1 protein-coding gene is annotated in these 1,419 nt (G+C 56.9%); it reads left to right on the forward strand.

Annotation, left to right across the window (positions count from 1 at the left end; translation table 11 throughout):
• Positions 1-80: 80 nt before the first annotated feature.
• Positions 81-1,406: an IS4 family transposase gene (locus QN359_RS19695; protein WP_322251044.1), complete on the forward strand. Its 1,326-nt coding sequence runs from the start codon at positions 81-83 to the stop codon at positions 1,404-1,406.
• Positions 1,407-1,419 lie beyond the last annotated feature (13 nt).

Here is a 1,419-nt window from a genome sequence, read left to right on the forward strand (position 1 = left end):
TAATGCCGTTCAGTTAAGACTGAACGGCATTTTTATTTAGTGGTTGTAAACGTTACGGCATGCTGTTAACCTTCGTCGCAATGTTCGACGATACCCTTCATTTCCTGGCAAACCACCTTGAGTCACCCGACTGGCGGCGACTTGGCGAGCATTTGCCTATCGAGTGGATCGAACAGGCCGTGAAGCGCACCGATGCAACCAGCATTCGCCATCGGCGGCTGCCGGCCGAACAAGTGGTTTGGCTAATGGTGGCGTTGGCGCTGTATCGCCACAAGTCCATCGGCGAAGTATTGGATGATCTCGGATTGGCGGTGCCGGATTCGCAAACGCCTTTTGTCAGTAAGAGTGCGGCGGCACAGGCGCGCCAGCGCCTTGGTTCCGAACCGCTGAAGTGGCTGTTCGATCACTCCGCCCGTCACTGGAGCGGCCAGGATCGCCGCGCCTATCTATTTAAAGGGCTGCAACTGTTTGCTATGGACGGCACCACGTTGCGCACCCATGACAACGTCGAGAACCGGAGCCATTTCGGCGCCCAACTTTACGCCAGCGGTGCTCTCGCCAGCTATCCGCAAGTACGCGGCGTGACACTGACCGCTTTGCCGACGCATATCGTTCACAGTGCCGCGTTCGGCCCTTACGGCACCAATGAGATGTTGTACGCAAAGCAGTTGATCGCTGATGTGCCCAATGAATCGCTTACCGTCTTCGATCGCGGCTTTCTGTCTGCGGAAATCCTGTGTGCTTTGACGCAGCACGGCACGGATCGCCACTTTATTATTCCCGCCAAATCAAATACCCGATGGGAACTGATCGAGGGCGATGAGAACGATTGCATCGTCCGGATGCGGGTGTCGCCGCAGGCCCGTGCCAAGTGCCCCGAGTTGGCAGAATTCTGGGAGGCGCGTGCCATCACCGTTGTCGATCAGCAGGCGCGAAAACGCGTTCTACTGACCTCGTTGCGTGAGCGCCGCCGCTACAAGCCCGTCGATATCGCCAACTGTTACGAGCGTCGTTGGGGCATCGAGACGAGCTACCGCGAACTCAAGCAAACAATGCTGGGCACAGCGCTGACCCTGCGCTCGAAAACAACAGACGGCGTCTATCAGGAAATCTGGGGCACTCTGATTGCCTACAACCTGATCCGCCTGGAGATCGCCAAGGCGGCCTTGACGGTCAAGTGCGAGCCCACTGAAGTGAGCTTTATCCGGGCATTCCACTTGATCCAGTTCGAGCTGCATTGGGCTGCCGTCACCAGATCCTATGGCAAGCTGCCCGCTTCGATGAAGCATCTACGCGAAAGGCTGGTTAGCCTCCTCAATGACGAACGGCCCGATCGTCAATACGACCGGGCCGTCAAGGCTAGACCAAACCGCTATGCCGTTCGTATTGTGCGAAAAACTGCTTAACTGAACGGCATTA

This window comes from Undibacterium sp. 5I2 (assembly GCF_035019605.1).
In the GTDB taxonomy this organism is placed as follows: Bacteria; Pseudomonadota; Gammaproteobacteria; order Burkholderiales; family Burkholderiaceae_D; genus Undibacterium.

Bases quoted from the DNA above. Each gene is read 5' to 3' on its own strand.
- QN359_RS19695 (WP_322251044.1), top strand. From the start codon at position 81: ATGTTCGACGATACCCTTCATTTCCTGGCAAACCACCTTGAGTCACCC.